The sequence below is a fragment of the Streptomyces graminilatus genome, assembly GCF_001418565.1.
GTDB lineage: Bacteria > Actinomycetota > Actinomycetes > Streptomycetales > Streptomycetaceae > Streptomyces > Streptomyces graminilatus.
On record NZ_LIQQ01000179.1, the window covers coordinates 1 to 495 of the forward strand.

Below are 495 nucleotides of genomic sequence, written 5' to 3' on the forward strand. Positions count from 1 at the left end.
GTCCACCCCTCTCTCCCACCGACCTTCCGTCGCCCCCCACAGGAGGAATGGCAGTGACCACCGCCGTACCGCACCCGTACGATCCGCTCAGCGCCAAGGAGATGGAGCAGGCCGTCGGCGTGGTGCGTGCCGGTCAGGCGCAGCGGAAATCGATCAAGTTCCCGCTGATACGCCTGGGCCTGCCGGAAAAGGAGCTGGTGCGGGAGTTCGACCCCGAGCGCCCGATCCCCCGGGTGGCCTTCCTCGTCGTCTACGACCCCGAGGCCGGCGCCATGTTCGAGGCGCGGGTCGATCTCACCGACGACAGCCTGGTCTCCTGGGAACACCTTCCCGGTATGCAACCGCCCATCATGATCGAGGAGTTGATGGCGCTCGACGAGATCATCAAGGGCGACCCGGCCGCGGTGGAGGCACTGAAACGGCACGGTGTCGAGGATCTCTCGCAGGTGCAGTTCGACCCCTGGTCGACCGGGACGCTGCCGATCGAGGGCGTGG

Annotated in this window: 1 protein-coding gene; it reads left to right on the forward strand. The window is 67.3% G+C overall.

Annotated features, from left to right (window positions below):
* Positions 1 to 47 precede the first annotated feature (47 nt).
* Positions 48 to 495, forward strand: a 448-nt coding sequence (locus tag AOK08_RS46530) for a hypothetical protein (protein WP_198539291.1), incomplete at its 3' end; no start/stop codon positions are given.